At 51.7% G+C, this 16,099-nt stretch carries 14 protein-coding genes; 9 read left to right on the top strand and 5 right to left on the bottom strand.

What is annotated here, in order from left to right:
- Positions 1 to 48 precede the first annotated feature (48 nt).
- From aroC to ACFOMG_RS11960, 8 genes are all read left to right on the top strand, one after another.
- The gene (gene aroC, locus ACFOMG_RS11995; RefSeq protein WP_376866918.1) at positions 49 to 1,155 is read left to right on the top strand and encodes a chorismate synthase; all 1,107 of its coding nucleotides are present in this window, start codon (positions 49 to 51) and stop codon (positions 1,153 to 1,155) included.
- Positions 1,156 to 1,168: 13 nt separating this feature from the next.
- The gene (locus ACFOMG_RS11990) at positions 1,169 to 2,332 is read left to right on the top strand and encodes an MFS transporter (RefSeq protein WP_376866917.1); all 1,164 of its coding nucleotides are present in this window, start codon (positions 1,169 to 1,171) and stop codon (positions 2,330 to 2,332) included.
- Positions 2,333 to 2,391: 59 nt separating this feature from the next.
- On the top strand, positions 2,392 to 2,643 hold the full coding sequence (locus tag ACFOMG_RS11985) for a DUF6489 family protein (RefSeq protein WP_376866916.1): 252 nt from the start codon (positions 2,392 to 2,394) through the stop codon (positions 2,641 to 2,643).
- 184 nt (positions 2,644 to 2,827) lie between these two features.
- Positions 2,828 to 3,217: a phasin family protein gene (locus ACFOMG_RS11980; RefSeq protein WP_376866915.1), complete on the top strand. Its 390-nt coding sequence runs from the start codon at positions 2,828 to 2,830 to the stop codon at positions 3,215 to 3,217.
- Between the two features lie 111 nt (positions 3,218 to 3,328).
- On the top strand, positions 3,329 to 5,143 hold the full coding sequence (gene phaC, locus ACFOMG_RS11975) for a class I poly(R)-hydroxyalkanoic acid synthase (RefSeq protein WP_376866914.1): 1,815 nt from the start codon (positions 3,329 to 3,331) through the stop codon (positions 5,141 to 5,143).
- A gap of 173 nt (positions 5,144 to 5,316) precedes the next feature.
- A complete protein-coding gene (locus tag ACFOMG_RS11970) occupies positions 5,317 to 5,763 on the top strand; it encodes a hypothetical protein (RefSeq protein WP_376866913.1) in 447 nt (148 codons plus the stop codon).
- Positions 5,764 to 5,766: 3 nt separating this feature from the next.
- Entirely contained in the window at positions 5,767 to 6,051 is a 285-nt protein-coding gene (locus ACFOMG_RS11965) for a YheU family protein (protein ID WP_376866912.1), read from the top strand.
- Positions 6,048 to 6,263 (top strand): hypothetical protein, encoded by a 216-nt coding sequence (locus ACFOMG_RS11960; protein WP_376866911.1) that lies wholly within the window; start codon positions 6,048 to 6,050, stop codon positions 6,261 to 6,263. The genes ACFOMG_RS11965 and ACFOMG_RS11960 overlap by 4 nt, the downstream gene beginning before the upstream one ends.
- Before the next feature lie 50 nt (positions 6,264 to 6,313).
- Here ACFOMG_RS11960 and mnmC read toward each other — a convergent pair whose 3' ends face one another.
- Positions 6,314 to 8,356 carry a bifunctional tRNA (5-methylaminomethyl-2-thiouridine)(34)-methyltransferase MnmD/FAD-dependent 5-carboxymethylaminomethyl-2-thiouridine(34) oxidoreductase MnmC gene (gene mnmC, locus ACFOMG_RS11955; RefSeq protein WP_376866910.1) on the bottom strand — a complete coding sequence of 681 codons (2,043 nt, stop codon included), beginning with the start codon at positions 8,354 to 8,356 and terminating at the stop codon, positions 6,314 to 6,316.
- Positions 8,357 to 8,988: 632 nt separating this feature from the next.
- Between mnmC and ACFOMG_RS11950 the strand changes: the two genes are divergently transcribed.
- Entirely contained in the window at positions 8,989 to 10,170 is a 1,182-nt protein-coding gene (locus tag ACFOMG_RS11950) for an ammonium transporter (RefSeq protein WP_376867492.1), read from the top strand.
- Positions 10,171 to 10,334: 164 nt separating this feature from the next.
- Here ACFOMG_RS11950 and ACFOMG_RS11945 read toward each other — a convergent pair whose 3' ends face one another.
- From ACFOMG_RS11945 to ACFOMG_RS11930, 4 genes are all read right to left on the bottom strand, one after another.
- A complete protein-coding gene (locus ACFOMG_RS11945) occupies positions 10,335 to 13,469 on the bottom strand; it encodes an efflux RND transporter permease subunit (protein ID WP_376866909.1) in 3,135 nt (1,044 codons plus the stop codon).
- 3 nt (positions 13,470 to 13,472) lie between these two features.
- Positions 13,473 to 14,564: an efflux RND transporter periplasmic adaptor subunit gene (locus ACFOMG_RS11940; RefSeq protein WP_376866908.1), complete on the bottom strand. Its 1,092-nt coding sequence runs from the start codon at positions 14,562 to 14,564 to the stop codon at positions 13,473 to 13,475.
- 131 nt (positions 14,565 to 14,695) lie between these two features.
- Entirely contained in the window at positions 14,696 to 14,833 is a 138-nt protein-coding gene (locus ACFOMG_RS11935) for a hypothetical protein (RefSeq protein WP_376866907.1), read from the bottom strand.
- Between the two features lie 22 nt (positions 14,834 to 14,855).
- Entirely contained in the window at positions 14,856 to 16,019 is a 1,164-nt protein-coding gene (locus ACFOMG_RS11930; RefSeq protein ID WP_376866906.1) for a patatin-like phospholipase family protein, read from the bottom strand.
- Between the last annotated feature and the right edge of the window lie 80 nt (positions 16,020 to 16,099).

The following is a 16,099-nucleotide window of genomic DNA, read 5'->3' as shown; positions in this document are numbered from 1 at the left end:
AGGCCTGCTGAGTGCCGATAACCTGATTTGAAATGAGTAGATAGAAGTATGTCTGGAAATACCTTTGGTAAAAGTTTTACCGTGACCACCTTTGGTGAAAGCCATGGCCTGGCGTTAGGTGCCATCGTTGATGGTTGCCCGCCAGGAATTGAGCTGACAGAAGCCGACCTGCAGGCGGACCTTGATTTGCGTAAGCCCGGCACGTCGAAGTTCACGACCCAGCGACGGGAGCCGGATCAGGTGAAAATCCTGTCGGGTGTGTTCGAAGGCAAAACGACCGGTACGCCGATTGGTTTGCTGATCGAAAACACCGACCAGCGTTCAAAAGATTATTCCAATATTGCTAAAACCTTCCGTCCGGCTCATGCCGACTACGGCTACACCCAGAAGTACGGTTTCCGTGATTATCGTGGCGGTGGCCGTTCATCGGCGCGGGAAACGGCAATGCGGGTTGCTGCCGGTGCCATTGCCAAAAAAGTACTGGCCGCCAAAGGTATTGAGGTGCGGGGTTATTTGTCGCAACTGGGACCCATAAAAATAGATAACGCTCAGTTTGACTGGAGTGAAGTGCGCAATAATCCGTTCTTCTGCCCGGATGCCAGTAAAGTGGCCGATATGGAAGATTACATGAACGCGCTGCGCAAGGAGTGTAACTCCGTGGGTGCCAGAATCAGTGTGGTGGCCAGCGGTTTATTGCCAGGGCTGGGAGAGCCGATTTTTGACCGCCTGGATGCTGAGCTGGCTCATGCCCTGATGAGCATTAATGCGGTGAAAGGGGTGGAGATTGGTGATGGCTTTGATTGCATCGAGCAGAAAGGAACAGAGCACCGCGACGAAATGACACCGGATGGATTTTTAACGAATCATGCCGGTGGTATTGTTGGTGGTATTTCCACCGGGCAGGACATTATTGCCCATCTGGCACTGAAGCCGACATCGAGTATTACCATCCCCGGTCGCTCGATTGACAGCGACGGTCAGCCGATCGAGGTGGTAACCAAAGGCCGTCATGACCCGTGTGTCGGCATCCGGGCGACCCCCATTGCTGAAGCTATGATGGCTATTGTGCTGACGGATCATTTATTGCGGCACCGCGGGCAGAATGCCGATGTGCATTGCGACACCCCGGTGATTGCCGCACAAGCCTCTGAATAACCCTTTTCCGGCGATGACTGAACACTCTGTTTCGGGCGTTCCGCATCGCCGCCTGTCTTCTTTTTATTTTTTCTATTTTTCCCTGCTGGGGTGTGTCGCACCATTCTGGGGGCTGTTCCTGCAGCAACGCCAGTTTTCGGCCGGACAAATCGGTACTCTGATGGCGTCGCTGGCTGTGGTGCGGGTTATCGCTCCTAATCTATGGGCCTGGTGGGCCGGCTATTTTTCGTCGCCAATTATTATGGTGCGTGTGGCCGGGTTGCTGACGGCGCTGTGTTTCAGTCTGGTATGGCTGGTGGATAGCTTCAGCGGCATGCTGTTGGTGATGTTAGCTTATGGTTTTTTCTGGGCTGCCATGTTGCCTCAGTACGAAGCTATTACCATGCAGGCGCTGAAAAATCGCATCGATGAATATTCGCGTATCCGTTTATGGGGGTCGGTTGGCTTTATTGTTATCGTCCTGTTGCTGGGCCTGCTGTTTGATGTGGTGAGTGTGGGTTGGTTACCACTGGTCATGCTGCTGACAATGCTGCTGATTGTGCTTAACAGCCTGTTGTTCCGGGCCGCCGATTATCGCCGGGATGGTCATGTCAGTAGCCAGCGGAGCTTTTTAAAAGAAGCGTGCCAGCGTCCGGTTGTGGTGTTTATTCTGATCAGCATCCTGTTACAAATCAGCCATGGTGCGTATTACACCTTCTTCAGTATTTACCTGCAGGACAATGGTTACAATAAAACCGAAACCGGTTTGTTATGGTCGTTAGGGGTATTTGCCGAAGTGATTTTATTCTGGCAATTTTACCGTGTCATGGCGACGCTGAGCTGGCGTAACTGGATTGTGTTAAGTCTGTTGCTGACAGCCATTCGCTGGTGGCTGATCGCGACGTATGTTGGCCACTGGATGTGGCTGGTTGTTGCCCAGCTGCTCCACGCTTTCAGTTTTGGCGTGATGCACGCTGTGGCGATGCGTTACGTGCAGAATTATTTTTCGCCTGGCAGTCAGGCGCGGGGCCAGGCATTGTACTCCAGTATTGGTTTCGGCCTGGGGAGTGCTCTTGGAGCAGCGGCCAGTGGTCAGCTATGGCAAGCAACAAGCGGATCACTGGTGTTTTTATGCAGTGCTATTGTTGCCATGGTGGCATTGTTGCTGACATTAACCGGGCTGCGTGACCATGAGTGATCCGGGCGTGAAAATTTCTTGGTGCCTGTTAACTGGCCCTAACTTAATAGGGAAAAATTATGAAAATAAATGTGACCTTTGATATGACACCCGACGAATTCCGCCAGGTGTTGGGTTTGCCGGATGTAAAGACCTTACAGCAGGAAATATTTAACCAAATGGTCGAAAAAATGCAGGCCGGAGAGGAGGGTTATGATCCGTTGTCCTTGTATCAGCCGATGATGAAGGAGGGTATGAATGCCATGGGGCAGTTTCAGGAAATGATGTTTTCCATGATGTCTGGCACGAAAAGTGACAAGTCTGACAGTTAGCATATAACGCAGGAATTTCCAGTTAATTTTTTTATTGTTACCTTTGTTCCCGAAGTCTCAGAACAAGGACTGATTTTAATCAATAAAGCGTTACTTTCAGTGGCAGATGTCATGTAACTGTAAGATAAATTCACTTAGTATGTGATTACCACTACGGCCATAAGACCTTTGAAGGAGCAAAACCATGCAAGAAAACATTCTTAACGCTTTCGCCGAACAAGCCAAAACCATGTACGCACCCATGTCTAAATTCAACACTCTGGTTGTTGATAACATGGAAAAAATGACTGAGTTCCAACTGAACGCTATTAAGTCATACGCGGACCTGGGTCTGGATCAGATGAAAAAAGCGTCAGACGTGAAAGATGCAGAATCTATGCGTGCGTTCACCGCCAGTCAGGCAGAAGTTGCCAGCTCTCTGAACAAAAAAATCATGGATGATGCAAAAGCCCTGTCTGACATGGCGATGGATTTTAAAACCCAGGTTGAGACACTGATGGAAGAAGCTCGTTCTTCTGCCGCTGCAACCACCACAACGGCTGCTAAGCCAGCGGCTAAAACCAAAGCTTCTTAAACCTCGGTTTTTTTAAATTGGGCCACCCTGATCTTAACCGGTCTCGGTGGCCTTTTTAGGGCCTGAAAAAGGTCGGGTTTAATATTCTGTCAATTACGGAAAAGGTGGAGTATGAAGGGTTTGCCCACGGAAAACATGGACACGGCGATCAGAGACTTTTTTGACATGGCGGGTCAGGCCGCTGAGCATTATGGTCGCTTATGGGAAAAAATGGCGAAGCAGTCGACGTCAGCAGAAGACCCGGCGGCTTCGGTGCTGACAGACTTCAGTGAGTCGTTCCGCGAACTGGGTGAAGCCATGATTACCCGTCCGGAAAAAGTGCTGGCTGATCAGATGGAGCTGGTTAAACAGCAGCAGGAGCTGTTTCAGAAAACCGCACTGCGTTTTCTCGGTCAGGAGGTTGAACCCGTTATCATTCCTGAACGGGGGGATCGCCGCTTTAATGATGCGCAGTGGTCTGACAACCCATTGTTTGATTACATCAAGCAGCTTTACCTGTTACAGGGCAAAACGCTGATGAAAATGGTGCATGAAACGGACGGATTAAGTGATCACTCGCGGCAGAAAGTTGAATATCTGGTGCGGCAGTATATTAATGCGCTATCACCAACCAACTTTGCTGGTCTGAATCCGGAAGTCATTCGTAAAACCATGGAAACCGGCGGTTCTAACCTGGTTGCCGGTATGGAGCAGCTGCTGGAAGATCTGGAAACCAGTGTCAGTGGTGCATTAAATGTTGCCATGACAGATACCAGTGCGTTTCAGGTTGGCCGCAATCTGGCGACCACCCCAGGTAAAGTGGTGTATCAGAATGATCTGATGCAGCTTATTCAGTACACCCCAACCACTCAGCAAACGTTTAAACGCCCGCTGCTGGTGATTCCGCCTTTTATTAATAAATTTTATATTCTCGATATGCGCGAGAAAAACTCATTTATTAAATGGCTGGTGGATCAGGGACATACCGTGTTTGTTATTTCCTGGGTAAACCCGGGACCATCATTGCGTAATAAAGGTTTTGCCGACTATTTACTGGAAGGTCCGCAAGCCGCCATTGAGGCGATCGAGCAGGCGACCGGTGAAAAAGAAGTAAATGCCATTGGTTATTGTCTGGGTGGCACGTTATTGTCAGCGACGCTGGCTTATCAGAAGAAAAAGAAAAAAGAGAGCATTAAGTCAGCCACATTTATGGCGACTCTGATGGACTTTTCCAGTCCGGGTGAAATTGGTGTGTTTATTAACGAAACTGCCATTGCCGCTCTGGAGAAGCAGATGGATGCTCTGGGTTATTATGACGGTCGTCAGATGGCGTTCAGTTTTAATACCCTGCGTGAAAACGATCTGTTCTGGTCGTTCTTTATTAATAATTACCTGAAAGGCGAACGCCCGGCTGCATTTGATTTATTGTACTGGAATACCGACAGTACTAATCTGCCGGCTACCATGCACTCCTATTATTTACGTAATATGTACCTGAATAATCTGCTGATTGAAAAAGATGCACTGGAGCTGGATGGTGTGACGATTGATCTCGGCAGCGTTAAGGTCCCCGGGTATTTTATCTCCACGGCTCAGGATCATATTGCCTTATGGCAGACAACCTACACCGGTGCCAGAGTGCTGGGCGGCAATAATCGCTTTGTGTTAGGTGGTTCTGGTCATATTGCCGGTATTGTTAACCCGCCGGAGGCCAATAAATACGGTTACTGGACGAATGAAAAGCTGGCCGATACCCCGGAAGAGTGGTACCAGGGAAGCACAAACCACGAAGGTTCCTGGTGGCTCGACTGGCAACAGTGGGTATTACAGCAAGGCGATATGGAGATGGTAGAAGTACGGCAGCCGGGTTCCGGCAAACTGGCCGTCATTGAGGACGCTCCGGGCCGTTACGTCAAACAGCGTATTATTGACGTAGTAGCGAAATAACCAAGAGTGTCGCTAAGCACAGCCCTTACTTCCCCGAAGTAAGGGCTTTTTTGTTTAAGAATCAAGTGCTTGCAGTAATTTTCCGGATTGCCGGGCGGTTCGCAAAAGAAGGGTTTTGTGGTTGCCGGGTTTCAGCTATGATTCATACAGCTTTTTAGTGGTAAGGACATCGTGTGTCTCAGTTTGATCAGGAATCCGTTGTGTATGGCGTGATTCGCCATATTCCCGCTGCCGACCCGTTCAGTGCCCGGTTGCAGCGGCGCGCTAACTGGAGTTCGATTCAGAATCTGCCTTTAGGGGTTGATGATGAGTGGTCTTTGTTATGCCGGGAGATGTTTTCTATGCCTGGGGAAGATGTGTTCAGCGGTACTTATCAGACTCAGCTGATCCACTTTGCCGCCTCTTATAAAGCGGTGGAATACGAATGGGAGCACTGGCTGAAGCAGTTTGAAACCCTGCTGAAAAGCATGTATTGGGTTAACGCGACCGTTCATCTGGAAACCGAATTGTCGGGTAAACACACCTTTCACTGGCAGGCCGAGCAGGGCAGCCATGCGCCTTCCGATGCCGAGCTGCGGATGAGCTGTGAATGGGAACGGGAAGCCGGTTTTGCCGTCTGAATTATGACTAACGACCTTCCTCCACAGCTGGATGATGCCCCGGAAGAGGGGGTTATCGCCGTGCCGTACCAGCAGCTCAGTCGTGAGGCGCTGGATGCCATCCTTGAAGATTTCGTCGGCCGTGAAGGTACGGATTATGGCGATTACCAGTTTTCTCTGGCGGATAAAAAAGCTCAGGTACTGGCACAGCTAGAATCCGGCCAGGCGACACTTTTATTTGACCCGGTGCAGCAGACCTGCCACATTGAAATGACGCAGGTTCTGAAACAGCACGGTTGGCATCTTTGAAACGCATCAGTGATATTCAGCAAGTCAGACTTAAGCGACGCATTTCTGATGCGATGCAAGATGTCGATGCGCTTAAGGCGCAGCTGGCGGATATCCGTGATTGTTGTGCGGAACTGGAGCAAGTCATGCGTGATATTCGTTTGAACGGTGAGCAGGCCCAGAGCAAGGCCCGGGCTGAGGCGAAACGCAAACACATCAAACGGGTTGTCTGACCCACTTCTCTGCGCCGCGACATCTGATGGTGATACTGCTTCCGGGCTGGCTATAGCGCTTCCGGGATTTTACGCCGGATCATATCTCTTAATAAAAATCGCCCTGGCCACAGAGCCTCCTGAATATCACTGCTGAGCGGTAATGCTGCAGCGCAGATCTGGGCCGCCAGTAATTGCGCACATAAGGGTGCAGAGGCCAGGCCGCGTGAACCGTGACCGATATTAAGCCACAGGCCGGGAAGCTGCGGAGCCGTCACGGCCGGAACCTGTTTGGCGTTTTTCACCATCGGCCGGAAACTTTCAATAAAAGCCTCACGATTGGCTACTGCACCAACCATTGGTAAATAATCCGGGGTGGTGCAGCGAAACCCGACCCGGCCCTGAACCACACTTTCAGGATCGACCTGTTGCCAGGCCGGACCAAAGTCCGTCAGATGATTCAGGTTTGTCTGATGGTCTGCAGCGCGTATTTGTGTCTCATCATCATTCAGATTATACGTGGCCCCGAGGCAGGTTAAGCCGTGGCGGGATGGCGCCATATAGGAACGGGCACATAATACGGTGTTGATATCCGGCACCAGGCTGGTATCAAGAATGGACAGCTGGCCACGGATATGTTTAACCGGTAAATAGGCTTCGGGCAATAAGTGACGGGCATCGGCTGCGGTGGCAATAACAACCTGCTCACTGTTCAGAGTGTCCCCCGCTGAAGTGAGCAGTTGCCAGTTCTGACCGTTATGGCTGAGAGTCTCGACAGAATGCTGGCTGAAAACGATATTGGGGTGGTTGATCAGCGCCTGACAAAATCCGGCCGGAGATACCCAGCCAGCCTGAGGAAAAAAGAGGCCACCGCAGGTTTGTGGGCAACCTGCCAGACGGCTGGCCTGTTCGGCGTTTACTGCCTGAACCAGTTCTTCAGGGTAGCTCCGGGCCTGCAAAAATTTCTGCTGGCGCCGTGCTTCTTTATCATCGTAAGCCAGCTGCAGCACGCCACAGTTATGCCACTGTCCTTCCTTCTCCCCACGCCCGAGGACATTCACTACCTGGCGCAGGCTGGATTGATACGCAGTCAGATAGAAGTCGGTATGGATGGCGTTATCGCCCGCTGCCAGTTTGACGTACAGACCGCCCTGCGGGTTACCGGACGCGCCTTGTGCGACGCCAAGGCGGTCGACCAGGGTGACTTTGATGCCGCGTTCAGCCAGCGCCCTGGCGGTGCTGCAACCTGCCAGACCGGCACCCACGATCAGTACTTCATCCGGTTTTTGCTGGTCCGGACGATTCAGTAGCCAGGGCTTGTGCCAGTGTGGTGGCGGCAGCTCCGGGCCGTTTTGCTGCGTATAGCGGCCTGCCAGCATTTCCCGCTTGCGACCGAAGCCCGCAACTTTAGCTACCTCAAAACCTGCCCCCCGGATACCGCGGCGCACGATACCTGCTGCGGTAAAGGTTGCTACCGTGGCAGGCTGGCCGGGATGCATGGCATGCAGACGACGCATCTGGCGGAACAGGGAGTCGCGCCACATCTCCGGGTTTTTCGACGGTGCAAAGCCATCCAGGTACCAGGCGTGAACCGGGCCACTCAGTTGCGGCAGGCAATCGTGTACATCACCAAACACCAGGGTTAACTGAACCTTATGCTGGGGCCAGATCAGCTGATGGAATCCTTTGATCGGCAGCGGATACTGCTGCAGTAAGAGCCGGGTAAATTCATCCAGTTCCGGCCACAGTGCCATGGCCTGCTGCAACTCTTCGCGGTTTAACGGGAATTTTTCGATGCTGGTGTAATGTAACCAGAGATCGTTGTCAGTCGCTTGCTTCAGGCTTGCTGCGAAGCTTTGCCAGGTCATCAGAAAGTTAAGTCCGGTACCAAAACCGGTTTCGACGATATCGAACTCTCCCTGCCAGTGTTGCCAGCGTTGTGGCAGGTTGTTGTGTTGCAGGAACACATAGCGGCTTTCATTAAGGCCGTCGTCTACGGAAAAATAAGGATCGTCAAACTGTTGTGAAACAGGTAAGCCTTGCTCGTTCCAGCTCAGCTCCGGGCTGGTCAGTGGCTTGTTATCAGGGGTCGGGTGTTTTGGTGTGTTGGGCACGGCATCATGATCGGGCTGGGAAAACAGCCATTTTACCTGTTTGTCGGGGCGTTAACAGGCCCTGACATCAGTAGTATACCGGCGTCAGCCGGCCGCAGGCGCTGTAACAGGGAAAGGAGCATATCAATAAAACAATCAGTAAAACCGGCAGTGTACCTGCGCCAGGAGAAGATCGCGAATCTGTCCGCTATTAATTACAAAAAACACAGTTGCACTCTAGTGGTGCGCTATGGATTCGAAAGCACAATAGCAGTGCCTTATTTGCAGGATTGGTGCCGGGTTGTTGCCTTCTGATGAGGCGCTCATCCTGACAATATTCTCCTGACTGGCTTTAATCTCCGCGTGTTAATGCCTTTGTTTAGGCGCGTCAGGCTTGTTTTATAACGCTTTTTTCTGCTTATCCGGACATTGCCGACAAAGTTGGTACGCATTCTGCTGATGGCTGAGTTATGTAATGCCAAAGACAACAATTTTTAGCCGCTAATTGGTTGATGCTTCAAACGGTGGCAGGGGCTGATTGCAACGCACCAAGGCAGTTCCGGGTGTGCAGGCTAAAACACAATGACAATGAGAGAGGGTCTCAGGTGGAAAATCTTGACGTAACCAGTATCAATAGTGCCGTTGAAACGCTGATGCAGAGTGCTAACACCATGTTTATTCTGCTGGGCGCCATCATGGTGCTGGCGATGCACGCCGGGTTTGCTTTTCTGGAAGTTGGTACTGTACGCCATAAAAACCAGGTGAATGCGCTGGTGAAGATTATTACCGATTTCGGCGTGTCGACGCTGGCGTATTTTTTTATCGGTTATCAGATTGCGTATGGCGTGGATTTCTTTGCCAGTGCAACGGAACTGACTCAGAACAATGGTTATGAGCTGGTAAAATTTTTCTTCCTGCTGACCTTTGCAGCTGCTATTCCGGCGATTGTTTCCGGTGGTATTGCTGAACGGGCAAAATTTTATCCGATTCTAATTGCTTCGGCATTAACGGTTGCTTTTGTTTATCCGTTGTTTGAAGGCATTATCTGGAATGGTAATTATGGCTTTCAGAGCTGGTTAGAAAGTACCTTTGGTGCGCCGTTCCACGATTTCGCCGGTTCTGTGGTGGTACATGGTGTGGGTGGCTGGATCGCGTTTGCTGCTATTACCATGCTGGGCTCGCGGAAAGGCCGCTACCGTAATGGCAAAGTGGTGGCTTTTGCACCATCAAATATTCCGTTTCTGGCACTGGGTGCCTGGATTCTGGCAGTGGGCTGGTTTGGTTTTAACGTGATGTCAGCTCAGACGCTGGATGGGATTTCGGGCCTGGTAGCAGTGAACAGCCTGATGGCTATGGTGGGTGGCACAATTGTCGCTATGATCGTTGGTCGTAATGACCCGGGCTTTATTCATAATGGTCCACTGGCCGGACTGGTGGCTGTGTGTGCCGGCTCTGACTTATTGCACCCGATTGGTGCCCTGATTGTCGGTGGTGTTGCCGGTGGTCTGTTTGTTTATGTATTCACTCTGGCACAGAACAAGTTTCCGAAATTTGATGATGTACTGGGTGTATGGCCGCTGCATGGCTTGTGCGGTGCCTGGGGTGGTATTGCTGCGGGTATCTTTGGCACAGAAGCCCTGGGAGGCCTGGGAGGGGTGACCTTTATGGCTCAGCTGGTGGGAACACTGGCCGGTATTCTGGTGGCCGTTGTTGGTGGTTTCCTGGTATATGGCCTGGTGAAAGCGGTGTCTGGTATTCGCCTCGATGAAGAGCAGGAATTTAACGGTGCTGACTTGTCGATCCATAAAATTGGTGCCACCAGCGACGCTGAATAAGCGCTTCATTTAACTGTCATTAAGTCGTTTCATTGATATACCCAGGAAGTAAACCTGCACTATTATCCTGACGGCTTGGGCATGCGCGCACAGCCCGACGTTGAAACGGCGCCATTGTCAAAATGCTGATTAACATTAACGCTGTAAAACAGCGGCGCAGGCACTCATGAATCCGTATCTTTTGTTTCTGCCGCCATTGGCTGTGAGTACGAATGGCTCGGGTTGGCAATTTTATGACTCATGGCATATAACACGGGCACCACACCTAAAGTCAGGATGGTGGCGAAACCCAGGCCAAAACAAATCACCACCGCCATGGCACTGAAGAACGGATCAAACAGCAGTGGTAATAACCCCAGAATGGTCGTCAGTGCGGCCATCGTGACCGGCCGTAAGCGGCTGATTGAGGCGTGGAATACCGCCTCGTAAGGCGATAACCCTTCACTTAACTCCAGCCGGATCTGGTCGACCAGCACAATGCCGTTTTTGACAATCATGCCCGATAGGCTGAGAAAGCCGAGCAGCGCCATAAAGCCGAACTCAGCGCCCAGCATCAGCATGCCGGCTGATACCCCGATGATGGCCAGTGGTACGCAGGCCCAGATAACCAATGCGCTGCGTAATTCATTAAACAGCAGCACGGTGATGATAAACATAATCAGATAGCCGAGTGGTAACGAGGCAAACACACTTTTTTCTGCCTTTTGTGATGACTCATATTCACCACCCCAGCTCAGTTCGTAACCGGCGGGCAGTGGGATGGCTTCGATTTTTGGACGTACCCGCTGGAATAAAGTGTCGGCTGTAACACTACTTTGCAGTGATGGGTCGACAAATACCTGAATCGTACGTTTGCGGTCACGGCGGGCGATAATCGGGTCTTCAAACACCAGATCGAAGCGATCGACCACCTGTTGCACCGGGATATAACGATTAAAGACCGGGCTCCATATCTGCAGGTCCATCAGGCGGTCGATATTTAACCGTTCAACGGCCGGAGGACGCATAATAATCGGTTTTAACGTGGTGCCTTCGCGGTACAGGCCAATGGTTTTACCGGATACGCTCATTTGCAGCAGGTCGTCCAGATCCTGACGTGAAATACCGGCACGGCGGGCATTTTCTTCATTGAACAACGGGCGGATGATTTTGGCCCGTTGGCGCCAGTCGTGACGTACGTTGTCGGCATCTGAGTCCTGCAGAAAAATGGTTTTAGCCTGTTCGGCCAGTTGTCGTAACTGAGCCTGATCCGGACCGGAAAAACGGGCTTCAATTTTCGCTTTGGTACCCGGGCCGATTTGCAGGCGTTTGTATTTTACAAAGGCGTTGGGCAGCTGACGTTCAGTCCAGATCCTTGCCTGGTCTATCATGGCGGGAATCTGTTCGCGCTGTTCAGTACGGATCATGACCTGAGCATAAGCGCGGTACTGACGTTCCGGTGCATAAGTCAGCATAAACCGGAGTTCTCCCTGGCCCACGGTTGATGAGGTAAACACCACACCATCTTGTTGGCGGAAATAATCTTCCAGTGCCAGCGCCTGTTGTTGTGTGGCGTGAATGTCACTGCCTTCCGGTAACCAGATATCCACCAGGAACATAGGAGTATTGGATGGTGGGAAAAAACTTTTTTTAACAAAGCCAAAACCAACTACGGCAACCACCAGAGCCAGTAACATGGCGATAACCGTCGTGCGGCGGTTATGTAACATGAAGGTCAGGCTGGAACGGTAGATGTCGTATAACGCGCCTTTATAGGGTTCAGTATCTTTATTGTCGCCGGCGCCATGCTGTTCCTGGCGGCTGAATAATAAATGGCATAAAAACGGTGTGATCGACAGTGCGGTAAACCAGCTCAGCATCAGTGAAATTAATAAAACGTAAAACAGCGAACCGACAAATTCACCGGTGGAATCCGGCGATAAACCAATGGGGGCGAAGGCTGTGACGGCTATGACTGTGGCGCCCAATAGCGGCCACTGTGTTTGTTTAACAATGTCGTAGGCGGCCCGGGTGCGGCTCAGGCCTTTCTGCAACCCGACCATGATGCCTTCGGTAATGACCAGTGCGTTGTCGACCAGCATGCCCAGTGCAATGATTAAGGCGCCGAGCGAGATACGGTGTAACTCAATGCCCAGCGCTTTCATGGCGATGAAGGTACCGAGAATAGTCAGCAATAAAACCAGACCAATAATTAACCCGGCCCGGGCGCCCATAAATACAAATAACACCGCAATAACGATCACCACCGAAATGAGCAGGTTCAGTACAAACCCGCTGGAAGACGCCTCGACTTCGGCTGGTTGATCATAAAGGGTAAATATTTCGATGCCCAGCGGCCGGTTCTGATCAAGCTGTGCCAGTTTGGCCCGTAATTGTTGGCCAACCTGCACCACATTGACGCCGGCATTAAAAGAAATACCCATATGCAATGAGGCTTGCCCCTGGTAATTCACCAGGTGAGCGGGAGTTTCGGCAATTCCCTCGGAAATGCGGGCAATATCTTTTAAATAAATTAATTTATCCGACCCCGGGCTGCTGACTAATAAGTCGCCCATTTGTTGCACCGAGGTAAACTCGCCGGTGGGGTGAATACGGATATATTCGCCGGCGGAGCGAATATGACCGGCATCCTGCACTACGTTCTGAGTATTCAGCAGGCTGTACAGGCGGGCCAGCGGGATGCCCAGGTTAGCCATTTTTTCGCGTGAGATATCAATAAATACCTGTTCTTTCTGCACGCCGGCCAGCTTCACTTTGGAAACACCACTGACGGTGGCCAGCTCACGTTTCAGATATTCACTGTAGTCGTTAATTTCCTGGTAATTAAAGTCGGAGCCGCTGATGGCTAATAACACGCCAAACACATCGCCAAAATCGTCCATAACAATCGGACTGATAGCACCGGGTGGTAGCTGGTTCTGTTTATCACGTACTTTGCGGCGTAATTCATCCCAGATCTGTGGCAGTTGATGGGATTTAAAAACGGGCTTAATGACCAGATGAATTTGTGAAACGCCGGCTTTGGATATGGAATCGACATGATCGATGTAGGGCAGTGCCTGAATGGCATTTTCCAGCGGTGCGGTAACTTCTTCCTCAACTTGTAATGCGTTTGCACCCGGGTAATGGGTAATTACCATGGCTTCTTTAATGGTGAACTGCGGGTCTTCCAGCCGGCCCAGACCAAGATAACTGATCAGGCCGCCAACCAGCAGAATGGCCAGCATCATCCAGCTGGTGGTGGTGTTGGTAATAAAATACGTTGCGGCGTTATGACCGTAATCTTTGTTCTGTGACATGAGTTACAGGCCCCGTTCCTGAATCCAGGGGCGCACCCGCATGCCTTCGCGGGCCTGATGTACACCGGCTGCCAGAATCTGCTCGCCGGGCTGTAGCCCGGAGCGTACTTCGATACCCTGCTGGGTCAGTTCACCGACTTCGATGCTGCGCTGACTGATGGTCATATCGGCTTTGATAACCCAGACACTGGCCTGGCTGCTGCCTTCAGCCTGATGTTCATGCTGAAATACTGCACTGGCCGGGATTAAGATCTGGTGATGACGGTTGCTGAGCACCTGGTTCAGATCGACATGGACGCTGGCGCTCATGCCCGGTAACAGGTTCAGCGACGGCGGCCGCGGCAGGGTTAGGGTGACGGTGTAGCTGGCGGTGCCTTTATCGGCCTGGGCGGTGTGTTCTTTGTATTGCGCACGGAAGCGTTTACCGGGCAATACTTCAAACTCTACCTCGGGCTGATACATCACGCCGTTTGCTTTTTCCGGTGCGGCCTCGATGTTGGCCATCAGATATTCCGGCACCTGCAGCCGGACTTCCAGCTGGTTGCGCACCTGCAACATCACCACCGGTTTTCCGGCCGCTACCGGCTGGTGATTGTCGACGTACACTTCACCAACAACACCGGAAAACGGTGCTTTTAAATAGGTGTAGGATAAATCCGTGCGTGCTGCATCCAGCGCGGCTTTGGCAATTTCCAGTTCGGCTTTAACCTGATCAAAGCGGGATTGTGAGACCTGTTGTTGCGCGAACAGGTCTTTAATACGCTGGAACTGAGACGTCGCCAGCTGATAGCGGGCCTTGCGGTCGTCGACGGCAATGCGGTAATTCACCGGATCCAGACGGGCCAGCAGCTCCCCCCGGCGGACTTCACGGCCGGCGTGTACCGGCAGTTGCAACAGCTCTCCGGCCACCCGGAATGCCAATGCAGATTGTTCGGCAGCCTGCACCTGGGCCGGGAATTTACGCATCTGAACTTCATTTGCCTGTGGCACCTGATACATTTTTACCGGGCGTACGGCATCTTTCGTCGTTTCCGGCTGCGGCTGACTGCAGCCAGCGATGGCCAGTAAAACGACGGCAAAAGTGAATAATCGCATGAAGGGTTTCCGGTTAGCTAAACAGAAATAGGGTAATGATGAATATTGTAGGCGAAAGCAGCCAGCTCACATCACCCCGCGAATGGACAACCTATTGTTCTGGAAACTGAACTAATTATGCTCCGGGGTTTTCAGATGTTCTGGTTTTTGGGCTGATGAAAGCCCTGCTCCAGAAGTTGCTGAAAGAAGGGTGCCACTTCTTTACCTGCCGGGCCATGGATATGCAGCAGTTTACCGGCACCGGTTAATACTACAATGTTGTGTGCCATATTCAGTGCCCTGTGTCTGATGTTATCCTGCCTTCGCTGCCTGGGTAATATGATCGGCAAAAAATGCGCGTATCTCTGGCTCACGTGCCAGGGCATCGTTATAACCCAGCTCCATCAGATTCTGACAAAACCCGCGGGAAAATAACAAATAACTCAGAATGCCGGAACCATTGCGGCTGGCATTACCGCTGCCGCCCAGGGCCATTTTTAACGCCCGCGGAATCTCTCCGGCGTGTTCTCCGGCAATATCATCAATTGACTGACTGGGGTTGATTTCCAGCAGGTCGATTTTTTTCAGCTCCATCGCCTGCTGTTTGCGGATTTTATCGGGAATGATATCGACGGTGCGGTTAATCCGGCGCAGCCGTTCAACATCCGATTCCATGCTATCGAGGAAAGCGGCATTTAACATATGGCCCATTACTTTGGCCGGCGTTGGATAACTGCTTTGCTGGCGTCGCTCTTTACGTTTATGGGCCACACCGCTGACACCAATTACCATGATTTTTTCGGCGCCCAGATGCAGAGCCGGACTGATCGGGGCGAGTTGGCGAACGGCGCCGTCGGCAAAAAATTCGCGGTTGATACGAATGGAGGGAAAAATCATCGGAATGGCGGATGAGGCCATCAGGTGGTCAATGTTCAGTCGTGCCCGGGCGCCGATGCGACGTTCCCGTTGCCAGTTGGTGATGCTGTAATGACCCTGAAAAAAACTGACGGACTCTCCGGATTCCAGTCCGGAGCAGTTAATGGCGATGGCATGCAGGGCGTTGTTATCAATTGCTTGCTGAATATTGTCGAAACGAATCACTTCCAGTAACAGTTGCCGTAAGGGGGAGTTATCGAGCAAGGACACCGGATCGTGTTTAAAGCGCCGGCCGACCATCAGGCTGCGTGTCATCCGTGCCAGGCTGGCCGATACACCGAGAAAGTCAGTGCGGTAAATCTGATTGCATTCAAAATTGCCCCAGATACGCTCCAGGTGACGAATCCCGATCCGGTAGTTTTCGGCATAGCTGGCCAGGGCAATGCCGTTAATGGCCCCGGCGGATGTGCCGGAAATCACATCGAACGGGTTGTAATCACCGCGTGGCAGGATTTTATGAATCGCTTTCAGGACCCCTACCTGGTAGGCGGCCCGGGCACCACCGCCGGATAAAATCAGGCCTGTCTTTTTTACATCCAAAAGCATTTCCTTGTGGTTCGGGGCGGGAACAACTGCGTTCACCGACTCTGTATTACTGCTAGCTGTCATAATAGTGCATA

The organism is Bacterioplanoides pacificum, from assembly GCF_042648445.1.
Lineage (GTDB): Bacteria > Pseudomonadota > Gammaproteobacteria > Pseudomonadales > Oceanobacteraceae > Bacterioplanoides > Bacterioplanoides pacificum.
This window is presented reverse-complemented; position numbering and strand designations above follow the sequence as displayed.